This window comes from Virgibacillus sp. (assembly GCF_013393565.1).
Taxonomy (GTDB): domain Bacteria; phylum Bacillota; class Bacilli; order Bacillales; family Amphibacillaceae; genus Virgibacillus; species Virgibacillus dokdonensis.
The window spans coordinates 1-25370 of sequence record NZ_JABXHF010000038.1; the positions used below are offsets into that span (position 1 = coordinate 1).

At 34.3% G+C, this 25370-nt stretch carries 9 protein-coding genes, 14 tRNA genes, 1 rRNA gene and 1 pseudogene; 23 read left to right on the forward strand and 2 right to left on the reverse strand.

Annotation, left to right across the window (positions count from 1 at the left end):
- The first annotated feature begins 135 nt into the window (after positions 1–135).
- The 19 genes and pseudogenes from rrf (at position 136) to HLX49_RS09715 (ending at position 7485) form a co-directional block, all read left to right on the forward strand.
- A 5S ribosomal RNA gene (gene rrf / locus HLX49_RS09625) occupies positions 136–251 on the forward strand.
- Positions 252–274: 23 nt separating this feature from the next.
- A tRNA-Asn gene (locus HLX49_RS09630) sits at positions 275–349 on the forward strand.
- Positions 350–351: 2 nt separating this feature from the next.
- Positions 352–443 (forward strand) — tRNA-Ser (locus tag HLX49_RS09635).
- Positions 444–467: 24 nt separating this feature from the next.
- Positions 468–542, forward strand: a tRNA-Glu gene (locus HLX49_RS09640).
- Between the two features lie 5 nt (positions 543–547).
- Positions 548–623, forward strand: a tRNA-Val gene (locus tag HLX49_RS09645).
- 74 nt (positions 624–697) lie between these two features.
- Positions 698–774, forward strand: a tRNA-Met gene (locus HLX49_RS09650).
- Between the two features lie 9 nt (positions 775–783).
- Positions 784–860, forward strand: a tRNA-Asp gene (locus HLX49_RS09655).
- Between the two features lie 36 nt (positions 861–896).
- Positions 897–972, forward strand: a tRNA-Phe gene (locus HLX49_RS09660).
- Positions 973–990: 18 nt separating this feature from the next.
- A tRNA-Tyr gene (locus tag HLX49_RS09665) sits at positions 991–1075 on the forward strand.
- An 11-nt stretch (positions 1076–1086) separates the two neighbouring features.
- A tRNA-Trp gene (locus HLX49_RS09670) sits at positions 1087–1160 on the forward strand.
- Positions 1161–1171: 11 nt separating this feature from the next.
- Positions 1172–1244: transfer RNA gene (locus tag HLX49_RS09675), tRNA-His, on the forward strand.
- A 12-nt stretch (positions 1245–1256) separates the two neighbouring features.
- Positions 1257–1331, forward strand: a tRNA-Gln gene (locus tag HLX49_RS09680).
- A gap of 4 nt (positions 1332–1335) precedes the next feature.
- A tRNA-Gly gene (locus HLX49_RS09685) sits at positions 1336–1410 on the forward strand.
- Positions 1411–1426: 16 nt separating this feature from the next.
- Positions 1427–1500: transfer RNA gene (locus HLX49_RS09690), tRNA-Cys, on the forward strand.
- A gap of 9 nt (positions 1501–1509) precedes the next feature.
- Positions 1510–1594 (forward strand) — tRNA-Leu (locus HLX49_RS09695).
- A 984-nt stretch (positions 1595–2578) separates the two neighbouring features.
- Positions 2579–2743 (forward strand): hypothetical protein, encoded by a 165-nt coding sequence (locus tag HLX49_RS09700; protein WP_164085470.1) that lies wholly within the window; start codon positions 2579–2581, stop codon positions 2741–2743.
- Between the two features lie 219 nt (positions 2744–2962).
- Entirely contained in the window at positions 2963–3589 is a 627-nt protein-coding gene (gene plsY / locus HLX49_RS09705; RefSeq protein ID WP_296361543.1) for a glycerol-3-phosphate 1-O-acyltransferase PlsY, read from the forward strand.
- 863 nt (positions 3590–4452) lie between these two features.
- A pseudogene (locus HLX49_RS09710) lies at positions 4453–6015 on the forward strand (amidohydrolase).
- Positions 6016–6045: 30 nt separating this feature from the next.
- Positions 6046–7485, forward strand: coding sequence for a sodium:solute symporter family protein (locus HLX49_RS09715; protein WP_296361545.1), 1440 nt, complete (start codon positions 6046–6048; stop codon positions 7483–7485).
- Positions 7486–8197: 712 nt separating this feature from the next.
- Here HLX49_RS09715 and HLX49_RS09720 read toward each other — a convergent pair.
- Together HLX49_RS09720 and HLX49_RS09725 are read right to left on the reverse strand one after the other, a co-directional pair.
- Positions 8198–9439 (reverse strand): MFS transporter, encoded by a 1242-nt coding sequence (locus HLX49_RS09720; RefSeq protein WP_077702823.1) that lies wholly within the window; start codon positions 9437–9439, stop codon positions 8198–8200.
- A 293-nt stretch (positions 9440–9732) separates the two neighbouring features.
- Positions 9733–11487 (reverse strand): ABC transporter substrate-binding protein, encoded by a 1755-nt coding sequence (locus HLX49_RS09725; protein ID WP_296361547.1) that lies wholly within the window; start codon positions 11485–11487, stop codon positions 9733–9735.
- 222 nt (positions 11488–11709) lie between these two features.
- Here HLX49_RS09725 and HLX49_RS09730 point away from each other — a divergent pair, with 222 nt between their 5' ends.
- The 4 genes from HLX49_RS09730 to HLX49_RS09745 all read left to right on the forward strand — a co-directional run bounded on the left by HLX49_RS09730 (position 11710) and on the right by HLX49_RS09745 (position 25364).
- Positions 11710–12396, forward strand: a complete 687-nt coding sequence (locus HLX49_RS09730) for a 4'-phosphopantetheinyl transferase family protein (protein WP_077702825.1) — start codon at positions 11710–11712, stop codon at positions 12394–12396.
- 17 nt (positions 12397–12413) lie between these two features.
- Positions 12414–19814, forward strand: a complete 7401-nt coding sequence (locus tag HLX49_RS09735; RefSeq protein ID WP_296361549.1) for a condensation domain-containing protein — start codon at positions 12414–12416, stop codon at positions 19812–19814.
- Positions 19815–20253: 439 nt separating this feature from the next.
- Entirely contained in the window at positions 20254–24105 is a 3852-nt protein-coding gene (locus tag HLX49_RS09740; RefSeq protein WP_296361551.1) for a beta-ketoacyl synthase N-terminal-like domain-containing protein, read from the forward strand.
- A gap of 14 nt (positions 24106–24119) precedes the next feature.
- Positions 24120–25364: an ACP S-malonyltransferase gene (locus HLX49_RS09745; RefSeq protein WP_296361552.1), complete on the forward strand. Its 1245-nt coding sequence runs from the start codon at positions 24120–24122 to the stop codon at positions 25362–25364.
- Positions 25365–25370: the final 6 nt, after the last annotated feature.

Sequence of the window (25370 nt, forward strand, 5' to 3'; positions counted from 1 at the left end):
AATGATCTCTTATTTAGTTTTCAAGGTAACAAGGAAAAAATGACTTTTTTCAACAAAGATCTTGATTTTTTCACAAAAACGATTATAATAAGATTTGTGCCTCTTTGAAGCACAACATAACAGATAGCAACTTTGCCTGGTAGTAATGGCGGAGAGGTCACACCTGTTCCCATGCCGAACACAGTAGTTAAGCTCTCCAGCGCCGATGGTAGTTGGGACTTTGTCCCTGCAAGAGTAGGACGCCGCCAGGCATAGTCATTCTAATTGGTATTATTCCACAGTAGCTCAGTGGTAGAGCAATCGGCTGTTAACCGATCGGTCGTAGGTTCGAATCCTACCTGTGGAGCCAATGGAGAGCTGTCCGAGTGGCCGAAGGAGCACGATTGGAAATCGTGTAGGCCGTTACCGCGGCCTCGAGGGTTCGAATCCCTCGCTCTCCGCCACTATAAACTGTTACATACATAATTGGCCCGTTGGTCAAGTGGTTAAGACACCGCCCTTTCACGGCGGTAACACGGGTTCGAATCCCGTACGGGTCACCATTTGTGGAGGATTAGCTCAGCTGGGAGAGCACTTGCCTTACAAGCAAGGGGTCGCAGGTTCGAACCCTGCATCCTCCACCAGTTCGAAAAATGCTTGAAACTTTAATTTAGTTTTAGTAAACTGTTTTATAGGCTCTTGAAAATATCATTCATATCGCGGGGTGGAGCAGTCTGGTAGCTCGTTGGGCTCATAACCCAAAGGTCACAGGTTCAAATCCTGTCCCCGCAACCAATATTTTTTGGTCCGGTAGTTCAGTTGGTTAGAATGCCTGCCTGTCACGCAGGAGGTCGCGGGTTCGAGTCCCGTCCGGACCGCCACTTTAAACCAGTTTTGCTTTCATACATAAAACAAATGGCTCGATAGCTCAGTCGGTAGAGCAAGGGACTGAAAATCCCTGTGTCGGCGGTTCGATTCCGTCTCGAGCCACCATTTTTGTTTCCATATCGTGGAGGGGTAGCGAAGTGGCTAAACGCGGCGGACTGTAAATCCGCTCCCTCAGGGTTCGGGAGTTCGAATCTCTCCCCCTCCACCATTTTCATATTTAGGGGTATAGTTTAATGGTAAAACGAAGGTCTCCAAAACCTTTGATGTGGGTTCGATTCCTACTACCCCTGCCAATTTCTATATGGCGGCCGTGGCGAAGTGGTTAACGCACCGGATTGTGGCTCCGGCACACGTGGGTTCGATCCCCACCGGTCGCCCTTTTTGTATATTGGGCCATAGCCAAGCGGTAAGGCATCGGGTTTTGATCCCGTGTACCCCAGGTTCGAATCCTGGTGGCCCAGCCATTAAGCGGAAGTAGTTCAGTGGTAGAACACCACCTTGCCAAGGTGGGGGTCGCGGGTTCGAATCCCGTCTTCCGCTCCAATTTTGTTTTTAGGATGGCGGTATAGCCAAGTGGTAAGGCAGAGGTCTGCAAAACCTTTATCACCGGTTCAAATCCGGTTACCGCCTCCAATATACTATGCCGGTGTGGCGGAATTGGCAGACGCGCGGGACTCAAAATCCCGTTCCCTTTTTGGGAGTGTCGGTTCGACCCCGACCACCGGTATCATTAAGATCGATATGACGACATTCTTACGGAATTTACTCGTAGGGATGTCGTTTTTTTGCGTTGTATATAACATAGTACGTGCGATATTTGACACCCAAAGAACCAGATTGACATCTTCTATTCAGGGTGGCAGACACGCCAAATCAATTTAATAAGGGAATTAACAACAAAAATTTTAGATTATTTGCTTTTTTAAATAAACGTGTTACTATATAAAAATACCCAAAATTGGAGATAAAGTATGCACTAATATTTCGATTCTGTCTATATTTAGAATTTAGCGGAAAACTGTATTAACTATTTTCATTACAATAGGGATATTTTGGTTAGTATATTATTTAAACTAAGAAGTGTGGAACGTATGAAACGTAGAATCATCACTTTGGGTGTTTCTATAAGTGAACAAACTGGAATCCTAAGGAGTAAGGAATTTGAATTATGCTATACTGGTATTAGAAAAATGAAGAGGCTTAATCAATACTCAATATGGAATGATAAATAGCTTAATAGATAGCTCATGAAAAGTAAGGAGGGCTAAATTTAAATGTGAAAAATAAATTATTAAAAGAAGTAACGGATTTAAAAAATCAATTAGATAAAAAAAGACCTCTACCAAGTAACTTGGTAAAAGATTTGGGCAAAATATTTGCCAATCACTATTGAAAAGGAGGTAAGATTTAGGTATTACCAAGTACTCGATATATCTGCTACAGAAAAAAATTATCAACCATTTATATCGTTTATAGCCGAACGAGAGAAAAAAACTTTAGTGAATTATTTAAATTTCTTGCCCGATTATGAATAGGGAAAGAACATTTTGTTTATAAAAATAGCGAGAACAAAGGTCAAGCGCTGATTTTTCTACTTTATTACATGCATCATCTACTTTTATATATAAATTTTATCTTGGTATAAAACAATATTGATTATGAAGTGTTTAACCATCCTATTTACCTTGTTAGCACTGTATTTAGGATTTGCTTGAATATAGATGTAGATATTATATCTCCATTGGTTACCGGAATTACCATTATTATAGGAAATTATATGTCACGATTTAAAGAAAAAGATTACATGAATACTTCTCAACCAGAAATGCTCCAAAAAGAAAATCAGCAACGAGGGAACCCGCAAAATATATATTGAGAATTTTTGTTGTTTCGGGATTTTTGATGCTAGCAACTGTGATAATACCATATGAAATTAATTTAATAGCCCTTTTTGTTTTATTAATTGTGTCTGTGATATCTTTAATCGCCTTTAGAACATAGGGGATATTTCGCAATACTTTGACGCTATGAGTGGCTTAAATGGGCAAGTCTTGCATAAATTAAAATCTGGAATTTTCGGAAAAGAGGGGAAGTAATGACTAATATCATACTGCTATTTTCTTCTTTAGCCTCTGGTTATTTTTTAGGTAGCCTTAACTCTGCTGTCATTGTTGGAAAATTATATGGGAAAGATATAAGGAGTTGTGGAAGTAGAAGCGCGGGGCTTACCAATACGTTGAGGGTATTAGGTAAAACCGCTGCGGTATTTGTTCTTGTCGGAGATGTATTAAAGGGGATAATTGCTTGTTTTATAGGTCTAATTTTCTTTGAAGTTTACTTCTATACGGGAGAATCTCAAGATAGTTTAAGTCTTTTAGTCGCAGGTTTAGGAGCAGTTATTGGGCATAACTGGCCTTTATTTTTTAAATTTAGAGGGGGTAAGGGAGCATTAACAGCAGTGTCTGTGCTGTTTATGGTTGATTGGATTCTGGCTCTTTTATGTATTGCTTTTTTTATATTAATTGTAGCTATGACACGGTATGTATCTTTAGGAACAACTAGTGCTACTGGACTTATTCCAGTTGTCTCATTTATTTCTGTTTTTGGACATACCTTTTATTTTAATATATTTGCTTGTTTAATGGCTGCCATTATTATTATTAAACACAGAGAAAATATACAAAGGTTACTTTCAGGCACAGAAAATAAACTTGTATTTTGATTTTAATGGAGTGGATTTACCATTAAGGTTATAGTTTTTGGGGAGTGCTATTGGGAGTTGAAATACATGTAACGTAACGAAATGTGCATGCTTTTCTAGAAAGAACTTCGCAACCTTTAAAGATTCTCTTGGAATTGCTTTATAAGTTGATAGAATTTTAAACATAGATATTACGTTTTGGTGGGGCTAAAATAAAGGCGTACTGCTGGCGGTATCCCATTAAGAAATAAAAGTAGGAATAATGTAAATATTTAAATAATACAGAAATAGGTTGACTAAAGAAAGAATATTCGTTAAATTATAAAAAATTTAACATTTTAGAGCTGCTTAATCTAATAGACTCTATTCGAGAAATAGAGCATTCCTTAGATAAAACCAGTAATAAAAATGGAGGTATATTATTTTATACTCCTTTTTATTACTGGTTTTAATTTTTATTAGAGAAGGTAGCGATTCCATAAGTAAGATTTTAATTATAAGAGGTAAAAGTTTTTCAAAATAAAACATTTCATTTTCTTAATCAGCAGTAAATCAGCTTTTCTCCTTGTTGGTAAATACATACAAAGTAAGCAGAATCGCGTAGAATGTGATTTACGAAAATCTAGGTATTATCGTGGTACATCACCATCTAACAACGATACAACAGACTTATTGGAAACATACTTGTCCTTGGCAGTTAAGATGTTATTGAGCTTATTCAAATTATTAACAAACGTTTTCTTCAGATCAAAAATGCCATCCAGGGGCACTAAATGATTGCACGTAACGCCTATAGTATTAGTATATATTAAACGAAAGGAAGAAATAAAATGAGATATTATTTGGAAGCAGATACAATTATTATGAATGCGAGAGTTTTTACCATGGATGACCTGCAACCGAGAGCTGAGGCAATAGCAATTAAAGATGGAAACATTGTCTACGTTGGATCTGAGGAAGAAGCTTTTTCTTGGAAAGGTGAGAATACTCAAATTGTAGATGTGAATGGAAAAACGGTATTACCAGGATTTATTGAAAGTCATACACATCCGGTTGAATACGGATTAAATTTACTTAAATTAGACTGTCGCCCTAACGAAACTCCATCCATAGGAGCTATCCTAAAAAAAGTTAAAGAAAAAGAGGATCGATTGCCAGAAGGTGAATGGATTAGAGGGTGGGGGGGGAAGGACAGTAGAATGAAAGAACAGCGAAATCGAAAACGATGGGATTTAGAGAAAGTTGCTCCAAACAATCCGGTTATGTTATAGAGAACCTGTAAACATAGGTCTGTATGTAATTCAAAAGCGCTAGAAATTAGTGGTGTTTCTGAAAATACTTCAAGTCCTGATGGTGGGCATATAGAACGTGAAAAAGATACTGGGAAATTAACAGGCTTGGTTCAAGAAAAGGCTCAAGGAATGATAGCTGTCCCTCAATACAAAGTGAAAGATATCATAAAAGGAATGAAATTAGCGCAAAAAGATTTTGCTAAATGGGGAATAACAACCGTCCATGAAATGGGTACACAGGCTAACTACTTTAGGGCTTATCAGGAAATGGATATGAATAAAGACTTACAAGTAAGAATTAGGCCATGGTTTTGGGCGATCGATCAAAATGGATTTCAAGGTTATTTTGATGAAGTTTTAGCCTTAGGTATTCAAAGTGGTTTGGGTGACGATATGATAAAAGTTCAAGGCATGAAGTTCATGCTTGATGGTAGTGTAGGGGGGAAAACGGCAGCAGTAGAAATGCCCTATGAAAATGAAGAGAACCGCGGCATCCTGTATGATAATGCAGATCACTTTTCCCCTTTTGTGAAACAAGCCTTAGAAGCTGGATTAAGAGTGGCGATACATGGAATTGGAGAAAGAGCAATAGAAGTAGCTATTACTGCGTTTGAACGAGCAAGTACATCTGTTGATATCAAGAAAATGAGAAATCGTATTGAACATTGTGGTCTTCCAACTTATGATCATTTAAGGAGGATGAAGAATCTTGAATTAATAGCTGCTTCCTCCATAGGTTTTGTTTATTATTTGGGTGATAGTTATTTGAAAAACCTTGGAGAAGAAAGAGTAAAACGGGTTTATCCTCATCGCTACTTTAAGGAGTATGATATTGTTGCACCAGGAAATTCAGACTTGCCTGTTACTGGTGGCAATCCATGGACTGGGATTTATGCAGCGGTAAACAGAAAAACAATATCTGGTCAAGTACTTGATGAAACGCAAAACATTACTATACACGATGCGATTAAAGCATACACAGCCGATGCAGCATATAGTTCAGGGGAAGAACATTTAATTGGTGTAATTAGACCTTCCGCAAAAGCAGATATTATTGTTGTTTCTGAGAATCCGTACGAAATAGATGTAGAGAACCTAATAGATATCAATGTGGAATATACGTTTTTAAATGGAAAATTAATCTACAATCAATAAAAAATAAACTATAGAAGGGTAGGACCATGAATGTTCCCGGAAGAACAAAAAATGGTATTAGGTTCCATAGTTATTCTTTATTTCTTCTTTTTATTCGCCCTTTCTGTTTACATTAATAAAAATTCGATTAAAACATATGATGATTACAATTTGGCAAGTAGAAATGTATCATTATTTCCTATTATCCTAACCTTTGTTGGGACGGCTGTTGGGGGATCGACATTACTCGGTTTTATGGAAAATGGATATGTTTTAGGGATGGGACAGCAATGGTTGAACATTAGCTTATTAGTAGTGGGAATACTTATGGCCTTCTTTCTAGTAAAAAAGATTAGAAAGATAGGAAGTAAACATAGAATGGTTACCATTGGTGACTTTACAGCACTTCGATATGGTGAATCCGCACGTATTCCTACTGTTATAAGTATATTAATTGCCTATTGCGCAATTACAGGTATGCAATTTACTGCTATTGCCACTATATTAAATTTGACGATTGACCTTAGCATGACCACAGGGGTTGTAATTAGTTGGGTTCTATTAACCATCAAGACATATTACGGAGGATTAAAATCTGTTATATGGCAGGATGCTGTTCATGGGACTATACAGACAGTTGGTGTATTCTTACTATTCTTTGCCACTTTAATTGTTGCAGGAGATTTTAGTACTATTTCACAAAATGCTCAGGCAATAAACGAAGGAAACCACTTAAATGTTTTTGGAATACCGACAACAGAAGTTTTAATATATACTGTTACAATTGGAGGTTATCAGTTTGTTCGTCAAGATTTATGGCAAAGGTATTGGGCAGCCAGTAGTGACAGAGTAGCTCTTCGTGGATACTGGGCTTCCATCATCCTTGGTTGTTTAATTGGAGCATTTGTAATTGCTATTGGAGTCTTAGGAAAATATGGTTTACAACTTAATATGGAAAATTCAGCGTTAATTTATTATGAAGTTATTACAAACGTTTTTCATTTCCCAATAATTATAATCATGATTACCGCGTTAATGGCAACCGTTATTTCAACTGCTGATTCCTTTTTTATGGCAAGTTCTTCTTCCGTTATCAATGATTTAATTAAACCTAGAATGAAGAATAGGGATGATACAAAGTTATTGAAATACAGTCGCTTATCCGTAATTTTAGTTTCAGTCTTTGCATTATTGCTTTCCCTGTATATTCCACAAATAGTAAATCTATGGGTAACTGGTACAGCCATGTTGGTATCGGGCTTATTGGCACCTGTTGTTTTTGGGCTATTTTGGAAAGGTGCAACCAAACAAGCAGGTATTTCATCCATGTGGTTAGGACTCGTTGTTGCGGTTACATGGCAAATTGCAGGTCATCCTTTTGGAATACATCCGGTATTTCTCGGATTGCCTATTTCTATTCTAACGTTGCTTATTGTTTCATTCCTGACAAAGGACAAGGAACAAGATAACTCTATAGATATAGCAAATTAATTATTATCTTAGGCGGTGATCACTTTGTTTTTGAAAATAACGAAAGATAGTAATACGAATTAGATAAAAAACATATCCGAATACTTGTCGTAAATCTTCTATAATTTACATAAATGAAGTATGTCCTAAAACATATTTGCTTCCTTTTAGTTTTTCGTCTAATGTTTCATACTGCTGCTGTCTATATTAAACCTTCAGCTTATAGTGGTTGTTATCGTACGGGAGAGCGTCCGAAAGTCAATGCTTCAAAACTAGTTGCAGATCGTATCAATGCCAATTAAAATTCTTAAGTCATTGTATTTGTTTAAGAGTAATTAAGAACCACTTAACAGTTTATTTTAAAAGATAAGAAAGTATAAAATTTGATGCTATGGCGTAACCAAATAACCGAATGGGCCCCGTCCGGCTCCAGCACCAACAACTAGGCGACTTCACTCCATTGCCCTACGATAAGTCATCATCGGTTCGGTCTAAATAGGAAGGCCGGCTAAAGACGGGCTTGCCGGAGGGCGCCGGCACACTCCTGTTGCAGGAGCATGATTCCTAAAACTTTAGTTGATTCGTTCTAGTCGCTACGTTGCTAAACGGGCGCTTGCGCCTTTGTTCATAGTTTTCAGTATGTTCAAGCTTATTTCATTTTAATTAGCTAAGAGGCAGAAAATAATATAAAAACACTTTTTGTATATGTCAATTTGTACTAGTCTTTAAAGTTCTACGCAATATCTTTTTTTGTTTTTAATCTATAATCCTGAACGGTCCATAAGAAACCCAGTATCCCAAGGCCGCCTATCAACAAAAACAGAGCTGTCATCATAGCATTCGATAATAAAGCACTAATCATTAGGCCTAAACTACCTAATATTTGTCCTGCATCCATGGATAATCCGCTCACTGCTATATAAGAGCCTCTTGCATCTTTATTTGCTAATTGTGCTACATAGGTTGAACGAATAGGCTGGAAAAGAATTTCTCCTACAGTAGCTACTGCGATTGCAACTGTCAACAGGACTATCACGTTATTCCATGCTAAGAAGCTGTAACCCAATACGTACATAAACAAGCCTACGAACAAAGTAGTATTCATATTTATTTTCTGAGCTATGTTTCCAACTATACCCGATGCTAAAATTACAATCATCGTATTAGTAACAATTAGAATGCTTAACATTTTGGGACCATCAATGATGATTCCGAAAATCGAAGTATGAATATCTTCATTTAGACGAACAGCGATAAAGCCATATAGCTGAAATTCTAACGATAGAATGAGTAGTGTTGATACGCAAAGGACCATGAAACGAGCGTCTTTTAATACTTTTATATAATCGGAAATAAAGCCTAAAATAACACCATTCTTCTTATCATTTTTTGGCACATAATCATCTTGAATCCATCCCACTGTTAACAAGAATGTAAAGATTGAGAGGATGGCAAATCCTAAAAATAGCTCAAATTTATGAGTTTGGAAGAATAATCCACCGAGGATGATCCCCATTGAGAATGCAAGATTGCTAGACCAATAGACAAATCGATACATCAAGGGCTGTTCTTCCTCTGAACTAACGTCTATTAGGAGTGCTTCTGAGGCAGGATCGATAAATCTGCTGGTAATACTTAATAGAAAAAACATAAAAAAAGTAAGCCAGACAGATTCAAACCATGGAGAATTAGCAAGAGCAATAATGACAAATGAAATTGTTTGAATTATACTTCCTGCTACCATGACTTTTTTTCTTCCAAACCGATCTGCAAAAGAACCTCCATACATACCAAAGATGATCGATACAACGGTTGTCAATGTTAAAATTGCTCCAGCCCAAGCCATTCCTAGATTACTGGAAAAATAAATGGCCATAAAGGGAAATATACTCATTTCCGCTATATCCGAAACAAATGAAACAACCATGCGAATTTTAATATTCAAATGAAATTGTTTAAAATCAGATAAATTCATTGCTTTTCTTCTCCTTCCCCAATTAATATTGTATATTGGAAATTAAGAAGGAAAAAGTGCAATGTATGTTTTTATATTTCATATTTTTTAGAGAATTTGTTTTTCTAAATGAGAAAAGTCCAACAGTAAAAAATAAAGCAGTCCATATTCTAACCTACTAGCTATAATTATTATTAAAGGGTTATCATATATTAATTATACAATTTCTTCTTTAACTCTACCTTAATTTATATAACTTCTTTCAAAAAAACTCTTCTGAAAATCATTTTATTAGCTATTTATAAAGTATAAACTTATTCTTTTTTTAACCATAACTTCCGAAATATTGGCCAGCCATATCCACTTATATGAATTCCTTGTAAATTTGATTGGAAGGTATCCTGTTCAGATGCATGAACGGTAAAAATAATGGTGCCATCTTCTTTTAATTTTTCTTCAACTGCTTGAAATGCTAGAAGAAACCCCTCATAATGGGGCTGTTTTATTATGGCATTGAAACCTTTGTCTAATTCGTCAAGTTGAGAAGGACTAAGAAATCTACGAATTCCATATTCATTGCGAAGGAGTATTAGAATCGCTAACTCTATATTATCTTCAAAACCTTCTCCTGTGTAAACGGCATCAAAAGATAACATGAAGTCTTCATTGTAGATATCCGCCAACTCAATTGGGTGAACCTTAACCTTAATGCCGATCTCCTTTAGTTTGTGTGCCATCCAATTGGCATCCTCTAAAAAATCTTCAAAACGTAATGCAGCTAAATGGATAATTTCACCTTTGTATTTCGATTTATTAAGAAGTTGTTTTGCCTTCATAGTCGAATGCTTCATGTTCTTGTAATTGCTCTTACTTGGAATAAAACTTGTGGAAGGTGCTTCTCTTGCTCCCCCCAAGTCCTGTACCATTTTTCGAGAATCAATCATTTCACTCACTGCTTGTTTAAAGAAACAACTTTGGTGGGCACCTGACTTTTTCATGTTAAATATTAAGTAATTACTTCCATTATCATAAATGGTATAAGTTAAGCCTTTCGTTTTATCTTTTCCTAGATTATCATGGGTAAAAAAATTCAATGGATTAAGGTTAGTTTCAGGTAGTTTCCACATTTGAATTTGGTCTAAAAAAGGTCTTCCTTGAAAATGATATTCAAAAGCCTTTAAAACAATTTTTTTATCATTAACAAAGTCAATTTTGAAAGGTCCGGTTCCTATAAGAATGGAGTTATTAATATCATATCCTATAGGGATAATGGATGTGAAAATAGCACTTAAAAAATTGGAAAATACACGATTCCCATCTTTTAAGTGAAATGAGATGATGTATTTGTTTTGAATCGTAATATCTTGTATCCCCACCAACAACCATTTATTTGGAATATCTATGCCACTATTTATAAGTGATTGAAATGTCCATTGAACGTCTTTACTAGTTAAAGTTTTTCCATCATGAAATCGAACCCCTTTGCGAATATAAAAGGTCCAAATGGAGTAGTCCTCGTTAACTTCCCATCCATGTGCAAGATGGGGTTCGATCGTTTTGCTAACAGCATTATAACGAACCAGTGTGTCAAAGACCTCATTAAGGATATGAGCCTCTGTAGCAATTGTTACAAAAAAAGGGTTCATATTATACATACTGTGTTGGAATGGCATATGTAAAATATCATTCATTTCCTCTTGTTTTTCTATATGTTGAATACCAAATGCATTTTTTATGGTAGATAAAAGATTCTCTTTTAGGCTAGAGGAAAAATTACTTTGTATTGCAAAGTTTACTGCTTCTTTCACTTTCTCCTTTTTAACCAAATTTTCAACATGAAGAAGTGCTGCTTCGTCGAAAGACTTTAAAAATGTTAAGGTTGATTTTTTGCCACGACCACGTTGACCTTTCCAAGCAACATACCCTTTTTCAATCCATTTTTGCAATATATAGTGAGCATTTCTAGAAGAACAGAAAAGAATATCTGCTATTTCTTGTTTGGATATAAGTATTTTGTCCGCCTGTTGATATTTAAATTTTAAATCAATATAATACTCTAAAACCTCCATTTGAAAACAAACTCCTTCAAAATATGAAAAATAAAATTTCATATTTCACTTTTTTCTTATTATTTTCCAATATACAATAAAACATAGATAATGAAAAGGAAAAAAATTACTTTCATAGCATGATTATACTATAATATAGGAAATTACAAATTTTTTATAGTTCTATTATATTAAGGGATTGATTTTAGTTTTTAATAGTTATTAAAAAGTAGGGTGTGATATATGTTAGATATTTATCTAATAAAGTTGCCGAAAAAAATACATAATTTTTCTCGTTTATTAAATATTATTGATTTAGATAAAAAAGAAAAAATTAGATCTTTTGCTAGAATATCCGATTCTTATAGAACATTGATTTCTGATTTGTTAGTTAGATATATATTGTCAAAAAGGTTACATGTCAGCTACAATGATTTAACTTTTGGGTTAGGGGAATTTGGTAAACCTTTTTGTTCTTCTCACCATGTTCATTATAATGTTTCACACTCCGGTGATTGGGTAGTTATGGCAGTTGGAGAATACGGGATAGGAATTGATATAGAAAAAGTGAATAGATGTGATTTTGACGATATAGTACTAACATTTTTTTCAAGCATGGAGATACAATATTATCTTCGAACGCCTGCTGCAGAGAGGAAAGAAACTTTTTTTGAAATATGGACATTGAAGGAATCTTTTGTTAAAAATATGGGACTAGGGTTAAATTTGCCTTTAGATCGGTTTTCAATATGGAAATACAAGGAAGATATATATATTAAACAAGATTTTGATGATAATCAGTACTATTTTAAACAATATGATGCTGTAGCTAACTATAAATTATCAGTTTGTTATAGAGATGATTCTTTTCCAAAAGAGTGCCAACTAAACGAAGTTAATATAGGCTTGCTAGAAAATTTTTTTGTTTGATGATAGGAGGTCATTGAATGAGCAAATTAAAACCGTTAATCTTAAATCTTCTGAAAGAGAAAGAAATTTCAAAGAATGCTGCTAAAGAAATTATTCAATCTGTAAATGAAATATCGGAAACAACCGTTCAAAATGTAGACAGGAAGGTTGCAATTATTGGAATCTCATCTGAATTACCAGGAGCGAAAACATTTGATGATTTTTGGGAAGTTTTAATGAATCAGGACGATAAAATAACGGAATTAAACGATTCAAGAAAGTCCCTATGTAATAATTTCATTAAGAATAATCAGGAAAGATTAGAAATCTCTTCCGCAAAACCTTTTTGGGATGCAGCTTGGTTAGATGATATAGAAAAATTTGAACCTGAATTTTTTGGTATCTCAGAAGCTGAGGCAAAAGTTATGGATCCTCAACAAAGAAGGTTTCTTCAAATTGCTTACAACTGTTTTGAAGATGCAGGGTATGCTGGTGATAGAATGAAGGGATCTAATACTGGAGTGTATTTGTCTGCGGCAATGACGAATTACGCTGAATCCTTCCTAGAATATACGCCACTTAGTGTTCCTGGAAATGTCCCTGCATTTATTGCATCTCGATTATCCTATATTTTTGATTTAAAAGGACCTTCTTATGTTATAAATTCTACATGTGCTTCTTCTATGTTGGCAATTCACGAAGCGTGCGTTGGATTGATGAATAATGATTGTGACACAGCTTTAGTTGGAGGAGTAAATATATTTCCTTTTCCAATTAATAGCAACAAACTATTTATGAATGCAGCGGGTATTATGTCCGAACAACAAAAGAGCAAGCCTTTTGATAATTCAGCTAATGGAATCGGGAGAGGGGAAGGAGTTATATCACTTCTGTTAAAGCCTTTAGATAAAGCGTTAGATGATCGGGATCATATTCATGCTGTTATCTCTGCATCGAAAGTAAACAATGATGGAACTTCAGCTGGGATTACAGCACCTAACCCAAAAGCACATGCTGATTTATTGCAAGAAGCTTGGAAGTTAGCAGGGATAACTCCAGAACAACTTGACTATATTGAAACACATGGTACCGGTACATATCTTGGAGACCCAATTGAAATAAAAGGTATCGAAGAAGTAATTGAGCGGTATACAGATCGTAAACAATTTATTCCTATTGGATCAGTTAAAGGTAATATTGGGCACTTATTAGATGGTGCGGCTGGCCTATCCGGCATTATAAAAGCTATTCACGTTATGAAAAGAGGTGTGGTTCCTCCAACAGTTAATATGCTGGAACCAAATGAACATATTGATTTTGTTGATTCCCCAGTTTTTATTCCTACGACACCCTACTATCTGAGAGAAAATAAATATGATGAAGCTCCAATTAGAACTGGAATAAGTTGTTTTGGTTTTAATGGTACAAATGTTCATATTGTTTTAGAGGAGCCACCTAACATAGATTATAACATCCAACAAATAACAGACGGGCATAAAAAATATGTATTACCCATTTCCGCAAAAACGACCGAGTCATTAGAAAAGATTATTAATCGTTACGCGTTTATAGATGAATCTGAGTATTATTTACAGAACATTGCTTTTACATTATGTACAGGTAGAGAACACCATGTTCATCGATTAGCTATTATTGCAAGCAATACAAAAGAATTTGTGAAAATTTGTAAAGATTTATCAACTACCAACTTTGAAAATTGGACAAAAATTATATGTGAGGTAAACGTAGAAGATGATTTACTTCAACTAGCAAAGTCCTATGTAGACGGAGGTAAATGTAGTTGGCATAAACAATTTGGTAACATTACAATAAATAAGGTTTCATTACCGACCTATTCTTTTTATGAAAAATCTTATTGGACAAATAATTTAATAAATCATAAACACGATCATGATACTCACCAAAGGTCTAATCTGGAAGAAATTATTCATGTAGCTGAAAATATTTTGGAAATTACACATATCAAAAAAGAAGATAGTTTCATATCTGTAGGAGGGAACTCCCTATCAGGATTACAATTTATTTCCCGATTAAAATCTAAGTTTAATAGTGAAGTAGAAATGGAAGATTTATTTACTTCTTTTGCAGAAATAGAGAAGAAAATCTTTAAAACAGATGTTATATCCATGAAAAATATTCCCAAAGTGATGGTGAATGAGGATAAATTATTCCCTGTGTCTTATGGTCAAAAAAGGTTAAGTATTATTGATCAAATAACAGAACAGAAAATGGTGTATAATACGCCATTTGTCTTTAAAGTAGCTGGTCCTATTAACAATAATAAGTTAAAGAAAACTTTCGATTTATTATCAATAAGGCACGAAATGCTAAGAACTATTTTTGTAAGAAGTGAATCGGAAACAAAACAGAAGGTATTGGACAAACCAAATTATTTATATGAGTTTAAAGACTTTGCATTATATAACGATGCGGAAGCAAATGCTTTTGCTCAAATTGATAAGTGGAAAGAAACTCCTTATGACTTGGAAAAGGGTCCACTAATTAGAGTATTAGTCTATAAAATTTCAGATACTGAAACCATTTTCTCACTTATGATGCACCATATCATTATGGATGGGTGGTCGCTAGCTATATTATCAGATGAATTATTCACTTTATATAATAGTGATAATAAAATAATGGATGAACTACAGAAAATAGAATACACATATATTGATTACACGATATGGCAACATCAACTTTTAGCAAGTGAGACCTTTGAAGAGCATGAAAAATATTGGTTAAATAAATTTACTGATGATCTTCCCGTTACAGAAATTGTAGGGGATAAAATCAGACCGAATATTTTTGAATTTACTGGAAAAATAAAAAAGTTCTCTTTTAGTTCTAGTCAGGCAAGAAGATTACGAGAGTATGCTAGTAAAGAAGAAAGCACACTCTATATGCTATTGGTTTCTAGTATATTTAAGTTAATTAATAGTATGACAGGACAAGAGGATATGGTGATTGGTTCTCCAATTTCTGGTAGATTTAACGAAGCTTTGGAGAAAATAGTTGGTCTATTTACAAATACAATTCCGGTAAGGGTTAACTATAATTCTAAAGATGATTTTTGTACGCTTTTATCAAGCGTAAAAGAAGTTTTACTAGAGGATTTTCAGCACCAGGATTATCCATTTAATTTATTAGTTGAAAAACTACAGTTACCAAGAGATGCAAGTCGATCGCCAATTTTTAATATAAATGTCGCACTACAGAACTTTAAATTCAAGAATACGGAAACCCATCTTGATAGTTATGAATTAACACCAATACTGACAGCACACAAAACAACGAAATGGGATTTAGAATTTGAATTTGTAGAAATGCCAGATGGTGAATTGATTTGTAATATAGAATATTACGATAAAATATATTCTGATGAATTTATCGATACATTAATTAACAATTATCATACTATATTGGATGATATTCTAAATGGAGAGCAAATAATAGACCATAACATTGTGGATAATGGAAACAGTATAATTGGAGAAACGGTTCATACAAAATATTCCTTTATTGAAATGATTCAAGAGAGTGCTAACAAATATCCAAATCATGTTGCAATTGAAGATGAGAATGGTACCGTATCTTATCAAGAACTTTTACATATAAGTATGGGAATAGCTAGCGAACTTCAAAACATGGATTATCCTATTACTAGTACTTTGATCATAACTGATAATAATCGTTACACAATAATGAGCATTTTAGCAAGTTTGTTAGCTAATGTTACCTTTGTACCTATTTCTCCTAATACCCCTAAATCTAAAATTGAATCGATTGTTGAGCAAACAAATGCAGAATGTATTTTAACAGTGGAAAATTTCTACTCTCTAACTAACAAAATTTTATATGAAAGTAAAGATATAAGAGTAGTGAAGGTCCTTGACTCAGATAAGCTAGAAGAATCCGCTATAGGTGAAAAAAGTGAATTGATGGACGAGTCACTATGGAACTTTTTTGCCGAGGAACAAAAGACCGATATAGGGGCAAGTGGCTGGAATAGTAGTTATACAGGGGAACCATTTAGTGATTTAGAAATGGATGAATACGTGACTAACGCAGTGAGTAAAATACTTGATCTCTTACCAAATCATTCAAAGGTACTTGAAATTGGCTGTGGTTCAGGGTTGACAACATTTTCGTTAGCTGCACATGTAGATTCATATATAGCAACAGATTTATCCCCTTCTATTATTAATAGAAATAAGAATAAAGCAAAAGAAGAGGATATTAATCATATAGATTTTCGAGTAGCTAAAGCACACGAAATTAATTATAAAGGCAAGGATTTAGACGCTGTTATTATCAATAGTGTTGTACATTGTTTTCCAAATTATGATTACTTGAAAATAGTATTAAAAAATGCAGTAGAGTCCTTAAAAGAAGGTGGGTTTGTTTTTTTAGGAGATCTACTACATTTAGATAAAAATAAGGATTTCCTAAGTTCATTAAGAACATATAAAGAAAATCATCCAAATAGGAACACAAAGCTAGATTGGGAAACAGATTTATTTGTAAATGATTTTATATTAGAAAATATCGTAAAAGATATTGAAGCAGATGTGGAATTAATAAGTTCAAATAAAACTTACACAATTCCAAATGAACTTAATCAGTATAGATTTGATGTGATCATAAAGATTAGAAAGAAAAATACTGGCGTAAAGGGAAATTCCTTAAATAGAATGTTAGGAAAAACCTCTGTACTAGAAAGTAATGCTAGTAGTTTGGATAAGACAGTAAGTGGCAAACCAGCGTATGTATTATTTACATCCGGAAGCACTGGGATACCTAAAGGGGTAGTAATCTCAAGGAAAAATCTCAATAACTACCTTACTTGGGCAAAACGTTATTATTCTAATGAAAGACTATTAAATATGCCACTCTTTACATCTATTTCGGTTGATTTAACGATAACATCGATGTTTTTACCATTACTTACTGGCGGAAAAATAATATCTTGTGAAGGTGAGATTGACCAAAAGTTTGAAAAGCTCACGAATATTAGGGAAAAGATATCGATTAAAGGAACGCCTAAGCAAATAAAACTTCTAATAGAGAATAAAAAGGAATTACCAGATATACAGAACTTTATTCTTGGAGGAGAAGCATTAGATGTATCCTTATGCAGAGAAATATATTCTAGATTTCCCAATTCCAGAATATTTAATGAATATGGCCCTACTGAAGCCACGGTGGGTACGATTATTCATGAAGTAACTAAAGAGGATTTCGTCTCTAGTTACATTCCAATCGGGATTCCAATCCAGAATACATCTATTTATATCGTTGATAATCAGGGTAATCTAGCTCCACCTCATGCAATTGGAGAGATCGTGTTATCTGGGGAAAGTGTAGCGTTAGGTTACTTAGGTAACAGAAATTTAACTAGAGAAAAATTTGTTCCAAATACAATAGAGTACTTGCAACCTGGTTATATCTATAAAACAGGCGATATAGGCCAAATCCTGCCAAATGGTGAAGTGGTTTGTTTTGGGCGAAAAGATAATATGGTCAAGCTACGCGGACATCGAGTGGAATTAGAGGAAATAGAGAGGTACTTACGTGATTTACCAACGGTTCAAGATGCTGCTGTTCGTCTTCATTCGAATAGCAATCAAGACGAAAGGTTATGTGCTTATCTTGTAACGAATAGAGAGATCAATCAAACAGAGATTGATAAACTACTTCTACAAAATATACCAGAAACCTTGTTGCCATCTCATTATGAAAGATTGGATTCGATTCCAGTTACTACAAGCGGAAAAGTTGACAGAGCTTCGTTACCTAAACCTAGAATAAAGAAGTTTTCCGATGATACTGAACATGATTTAGAGTTAACGAATTTGGAAAAAGAATTGTTAGAAATTATGAAAAGTATTTTGGGAGATGAAGAGGTTGGTGTTAATTCCGATTTCTTTAGAGTTGGTGGGGACTCCATAAAAGCACTAAGACTAATATCAAGGGCTAAAGAAAGAAATATCCCTATTCGAATTAACCAAATCTTCAACTTAAGGACTGTTCGAGAAATTGCGAAGGAGTCTAGCAAGCAGTATCTTCAATCCGAGAACAGACATATAGAAGCTAAAGAGATTCATCTAGCGCCAATGCAGAAATGGTTCTTTGAACAATCCTTTATACACCCACACTATTGGAACTTACTAATGACAGTAGAATTACCAAAGGATGTTAATCTAGAAACTTTACAAAACGCTTTTAGATGGATCATTTCTAAAAATGAAAGTTTAGTTACGTGGTTCGACCTGACTGATCATGAACCTAGAGCATTTGTAGAACCTGATCTTGCTAACAATTTTCAATTAGTTTTGAAGGATTTTAGAACAATATCCAAGGAGAAGTTGAATAAAGAGATGGAGAAGGTGCAATTCACTTTACAACATGAATTCAAATTTGGAAAGGAATTACCTATAAAAGGACTCGTTTCATTAACAAATTCTCAGCCATTATTAACTTTATTCGTACATCACTTAGTTGTAGATGGTATTTCTTGGAGGGTAATAATGGACGAATTAGAGAGAACATACTCCGATATGCTTGCTGGAAAAGATATCAATCGTGTATTGGTAGAGCCTTTTTCTAGTTGGGTTAATCGCCTAAGGAATATAAACTTAAGCAAAGAAGATACGGCCTATTGGGATAACCTGAACATTGATCATGTGCACCCTCTATGTGTAGCTCCAGTGAGAGAGGATTATATTTTTAGTGAGAGATATCATACTATTAGTAAAATAGATCGTGATAAAACGACATTAATTCTGGGAGCAAAAAATATAAATGAGGATTTCCGTACAGATGCCATGATAGTAACTGCGTTCTCAAAAGCATTTATGAAAGTCTTCGGGGAAAGAGACATATTATTTAATTTTGAAGGACATGGTCGTAATGATACAAAAATAGATTTAGATTTAAGTAACACGATTGGATGGTTTACAACGATGTATCCACTTCTTGTATCATCTAATTCTGAGTCTATATCGTTACTAAAATCTGTTAATGAGTCAATAGCGAATACTGGAAGCGGTATAAGTTATATGGTTGCTAGATGGTTTCAAGAAAAGGAAAGTTTGAAAAAAATAAATTCTAATATTTTGGTGAATTACTTGGGTGAGTTTGATAATGATATTGGCACACATACCAATATATCGAACGAAAAAGAAAGACTGTTTAAATATGCGGAAGATCTTCCACAAGCACCTGCAATTCATCCAGATAATAAATTGAATTACTTATTGGAGATAAACATTTATGTGCTAAATGGACAATTCACTATAAGTCTAGAGGCTGACCAAAAGAAAATTAGTAAAAGTGAAGTTGATTTGCTAATTGCAAATTTCAGGGAATATATGGATGAACTTGTAGATGGAGTAAAGAATGTTCAGAGAGTATGACCATGGATCGTTTTCAGCTTAGAAGTGTAGAGATAAAAAATAGTATTTGTCTCATTGAATCTAGCAGTACATGTTAAAGTTTAATACAAATATAAATTTCTAGATTTTATCAAGGATATAAGGTGCTGTAAGATTCCCACTTCAAGAATTGGGAGTTAGCTAACAAGTCTAAGCGGGAGATAACAGCACCTAAATTCCTTTTCGGAAGAGGACTTTATGGTCATATCCTTTAGTACTAACAATCAGTGGAAGATGATAGAATTTGAAGATTCACTTTATATATGTATCTTTATGTTAGCTTATTAAATTGGAGGGAGTCTTAGCAGATTAATTAGTAATGCATTATATGATTGAATTTTCTTTTAAGAAATAATATTACTGAATAATCGCAACATATTTCCTTAATAAGAACATCATTAAAACTTTGGGAGTGATAACCTTGAAACAAAGTAATATATCACGGAAAATACTGAGTCTGGTGGGTGACGAAAAACTGGATACCCAAATAGCACATGACTTATTAAATGAAGTAGAACAATTCCAATCTGAACCAATTGCAATAGTCGGAATGTCGTTAAAATTCCCGAATACTAACAATGTTGATGAACTATGGGATGGTCTTACTGAAAAGCAAGATTATATAACAAAATTTCCCCGAGAACGCTTTGATCTTGTTATGAACTCAAACAAAAAGCTTAGAAATAAGTATAGTCATATAGCTGATGATATCGAGGGAGACAGCAGGTCATATGGATCCTGGTTAACTGATATAGAGCAGTTTGACCCTGACTATTTTGATTTGAGTGAGCACGAGGCTAAATTTATGGGACCATCCGAGCGGTTATTTTTACAAACTGCAATAGAGTCCCTTAAAAGAGCAGGGTATGGAGAAGAGGATTTAAAAGGTTCCAATACAGGAGTATACGTTGCACATACCCCGCACCCTGCTTTTGACTATTTACGACTGTTCAACGATGTTGATGAACGTGCATTTTTATCCAATATCCCAGCAAATCTTGGTTATCATCTGTCATATGCCCTAGATTTAAGGGGACCAGTTATGGCAGTCAATACAACATGCTCCTCTTCTTTAACGGCAATTCACACGGCCAAAAATGCCTTGCGACAAGGAGATTGTGATTTAGCAGTAGTAAGTGGTGTTAATTTAGACTTATTTCCTTATTGGGAAAAGGAAGCCCCTGATTATGTGGTCAGAAGTAATAACTATCGCTGTAAACCTTTCGATAAGGACGCGGATGGAATTATTGGGGGCGAGGGTATTGCTGTTGTTGTAGTAAAGAGGTTATCTGATGCGATTCGTGAAGGAAACCATATTCATAGTGTAATAAAAGGCTCTAGTGTTAGTAGTGATGGCATGTCAAACGGTATGCAAGTACCTAATCCAGATGCGCAGTCAAAAGCCATAGTTGCTGCTTTGGATGAAGCAGGATTAACATTTGACCAAATTAACTTTGTGGAAGCACATGGAGCTGGTACACAAGTGGGTGATTTAATAGAAGTTGAGGGGTTAAATAAAGCATATACAAAGAGGGCGAAAAAGAAGAAAGATTGCTACTTAGGTTCTATAAAATCTAATTTCGGTCATATGGGCGATGCAGCCGGAATTTCTGGACTAATTAAAGCTGCACTTTCTATTGAAAAACGGATGATACCAGGGGTGAATCATTTTAAAGAAGTGAATCCAAAGATTGACTTAAATAAAACAGCTTTTAAAGTGAGTGCTGATAATCAAGTTATTTCAGAGGCAGGTATATTAAGAGCGGGTGTTAATTCGATTGGAATAAGTGGAACGAATGTTCATGTTGTAATAGAAGAGTATAGGGATGACGACCTTCGTCAGGATATTCAAGTTGAACAAGAATTACCTTTATTAATCTCTAGTAAAACAAGACGTGCACTTTGGGAGCAATTAGGAGTTCTTTCAAAACACCTTCAAAATAATAAGCACTACGCCATAGGAAGTTTAGCTTATACGCTCAATAATTGTAGAAATCATGAGAAATCAAGGGTATGTATTTTTGCAAAAGGGATTGAAGATCTAATAGAGAAAATTGGAAGGGTACTACATGTTAGAACCTTTGAGAAAGTCCCTCTTAACTTTTATCAACAGGGAATCTTCTTAGCTGACGAAGAAGAGACCCAGTTAGAAAGCATCAGGAACCTGGATCACTTTCTTCAGCAAGAAGATTCGTATACAGGATTAGTGAAGAAATACCTTGATGGAGATTGTGTGGATGATATATGTAAAGAACTTTTTACGCACCAAAAAATAGCTCCATTGCCAGTAAGTATTTTCAATACAAAACGGATTTGGCCAGCAGATAAAGAGGTTTTGCAGGAACAGACGAAAGAATTATTTTATGAGAAGAAGTGGATTTACCATTACCTTGATTCAGGAAGAGATAATGTAAACATAAATGGAAAATGGTTAATTTTAATGAATGAAAATGATCCAATTCTTCTTGAATTAAAGAATATCCTTATAGAAAATGGGGCAGAAGTTATCGAAATTAATAAAGATAATAATTTCAGGAAAAAATCATCTGCTCAATATGGTATTAATATTCAATCAGAAGATGACTTTCAGCATCTATTTGAGGATATAGGTGCAGACGTACTCAAAGAATTAAAGGGAATAGTTCATGGTTTTACTTTAAAACCATTTGATAAAACAATGAATGATAAAGAAGATATAGAGTTAACGCAAGAGGAGGGAGTATTTTCTCTTTTCAATCTAACAAAGATTTTATTTAGGTTTGATGTTACGCATCCAATCCAAATTAATACACTTTCTTCCTTCACTGAACAAGTGAATGAAAATGAAGAAGTTATTCCAGCAAGGGTTACATTATTTGGTTTAGCGAAAGTAATTTCACAGGAACAGCCAACTATTAGTTCCTTCCTAATTGATCATGATTTAAAAGGAGATCCTATAGAAATCGCTAAACAGTTAGTAGAGGAATTACGTACACCAAAAGAAGTAAGACCAGAGTTAATAGCTTATCGAACAAATCAAAGATATACGAAAGTAATTGAAAGACAACGTGAGAATATAAAGGCTAATCCAATTACATTGAGAGAAAACGGGAACTATGTCATTGCAGGAGGTACTGGTTATTTAGGAGTACAGCTAGGAAGCTTTTTGAGTGAAAAAAATAAAGTGAATATTATTTTGTTAGCTAGAAATTTACTGCCTAACCGTTCTGAATGGGATGAAATTATTAATAGAAATAATGCGGATGATGAAATGCTCATTTATAAAATAAAGATGATCCGATCGATTGAGCAAAATGGTTCCAAAGTAAATATAATGAAATGTGATGTTACAGACGAACTTGCCGTTAAGAATACATTTACAATAATTAAAAATAAATACGGAGATATTAACGGAGCTTTTATGTTAGCGAAGCAGCTATACCATTTATGGATAAAGGAGCTAAATATTAATCAGTTCAAAAAAGGGATTTACAATAGAGTTTTGAGCACTCATTTTATTGAAAGAGAGTTAGATACGAATACATTGGATTTCTTTATTTTATTCTCATCCATTTCTTCTTTAATGGGTACTAAATCGGCGAGTGAATGTTGTGCTGTAAATCAATATTTGGACTCTATGGCAGGTTATTTAAACCATAAAGGGATTAACGGTAATACAATTAATCTTACATTGATTTTAGATGATAAGAAAGATTTTGGAAATGATACAGCAATTCCTCCAATAGATTTTGTTGAATTCCAGAATGCACTAAAGTGTTTTTTTCAGAATGGTTACCAATGGAGCTTGGTTTCAAAATTTGATTTAGAGCAAGTTCATTATTTGAAACCAGTGTTAAAGATTCCGTTTGGAGAAACGTTTTGGAAAGAAGTCGATGATTATCATTACGACAAGCAAAAGGTGAATATGGATGTTCAAATAGAGGACGAAAGTATACAGAAAGAATTAAATAAGGAAGAGATCGAATTAATATTATATGATATTTGGGATAAAGTCTTGGGAGTAGTTGATGTTGGAGAAAGTGATAATTTCTTTAGTAGCGGAGGGAGTTCACTCAGTGCCTTGAGATTTGTGCAACTTATGAATCAGAATTTCAAAGGAATAAATTTTGAGGTGCCTGATTTGTATAGTAACCCTACTTTTGAAAATCAGCTATCCTATTGTGACCGTTTCTTCAACGGTACTGATAAAGATGAATTAGACGATATACTTGAAGCTCTAACAAATGATGACATTTCCTCAGAGGAAGCACTTCATTTATTAAATAGGAAATGAAGGAGTGAAAAAAATTGAAAACAGCAATCGTATTTCCTGGACAAGGATCTCAATACACTAACATGGGAAGGTTTTTATATGAAAATCATAAGATTGCTAGAAGATTATATGACGAAGCTAGTGAGATACTTGGTTATAATCTTTTAGTAGCATGTGAAAATAAATCTGGGGAGTTAAATGATACTAATATTACTCAACCTGCAATACTAGTTTATAGTATTGCAAGTTGGGAGATATTTAAAGAGTTAAATCAAGTTGAGGAAATTTATTTTTCTGGCCATAGTTTGGGAGAATTAACTGCTGCTGTTTGCGGTGAGGCTATTTCATTCTCAGAAGCAGTTAAATTAGTACAATTAAGAGCAAAATTAATGAGCCAATGTGGAGCAGATGGAGGAATGATGGTTTGTTTTGGTCTTAATTACACTGAAGTGGAGTCTATTTGTAAAGAAGTAAGTACAAATAACAACCATGTAACTATCGCAAATTATAATATGAAAGACCAGCTGGTGTTAAGTGGTCATCAAGATGCATTGTATAGAGTGGCTGAAATACTTAATGGGCAAGGTGCTGTTACCAAGAAATTGGATGTTAGTGTACCTGCGCATAGTCAATTAATGCTGCCTGCAAAGGACGGTTTTCGTGAAGCATTAAGAAAAATTCAGAAGAAAGATAGTAAGTACCCCATATACTCATGTATTACCGGCGAACCTTACATACATTCAAACGACATTGTTAATCAATTAAGCGAGCAATTAACAGAAGGTGTGCAATGGCCTGTAGTTATGGATGAATTGATTCGTGAAGGTGTTCGTCATTTTATAGAAATTGGCCCTAAAACTGTATTAACCAAGATCATTGAAGCTGAATATCCAAATGTGTTTGTTTCCCCTTACAACGAAATAAATGGGTATCATACCTTATTTCATTCAGAAACGCAATCCTACTCTATGAACGATATTATTTCGTTCTTACAAGCTAGTTTAAGAATCATAGTTGGGACCCCTATTAAAATAAAGATAGAGCAGTCGAAATTTGAAAAAAAAATACATGCCCCATTCATAGAATTGAGGCAGGAGTTAGGGAAATTAAAGAAAAATAATCGACCTCAAATTGATTCTATTTATTCGAAAAAATTATCTAACCAGTTCTTTTCTATTCTATTTAATAAGGGCTTTAATAGGGAAGAAACAGTGGACCTATTAAAATCATCTATTAGGGATAAAAATATCCTTGCAAGAATTCATAAACTATATATTTAATAAGGG

What these genes read in the sequence shown, in the direction of transcription:
- HLX49_RS09720 (WP_077702823.1), bottom strand. Translation starts at nt 9,439, where the DNA reads ATGAATTTATCTGATTTTAAACAATTTCATTTGAATATTAAAATTCGC.
- HLX49_RS09735 (WP_296361549.1), top strand. Translation starts at nt 12,414, where the DNA reads ATGAGCAAATTAAAACCGTTAATCTTAAATCTTCTGAAAGAGAAAGAA.
- plsY (WP_296361543.1), top strand. Translation starts at nt 2,963, where the DNA reads ATGACTAATATCATACTGCTATTTTCTTCTTTAGCCTCTGGTTATTTT.
- HLX49_RS09730 (WP_077702825.1), top strand. Translation starts at nt 11,710, where the DNA reads ATGTTAGATATTTATCTAATAAAGTTGCCGAAAAAAATACATAATTTT.
- HLX49_RS09715 (WP_296361545.1), top strand. Translation starts at nt 6,046, where the DNA reads ATGTTCCCGGAAGAACAAAAAATGGTATTAGGTTCCATAGTTATTCTT.
- HLX49_RS09725 (WP_296361547.1), bottom strand. Translation starts at nt 11,487, where the DNA reads ATGGAGGTTTTAGAGTATTATATTGATTTAAAATTTAAATATCAACAG.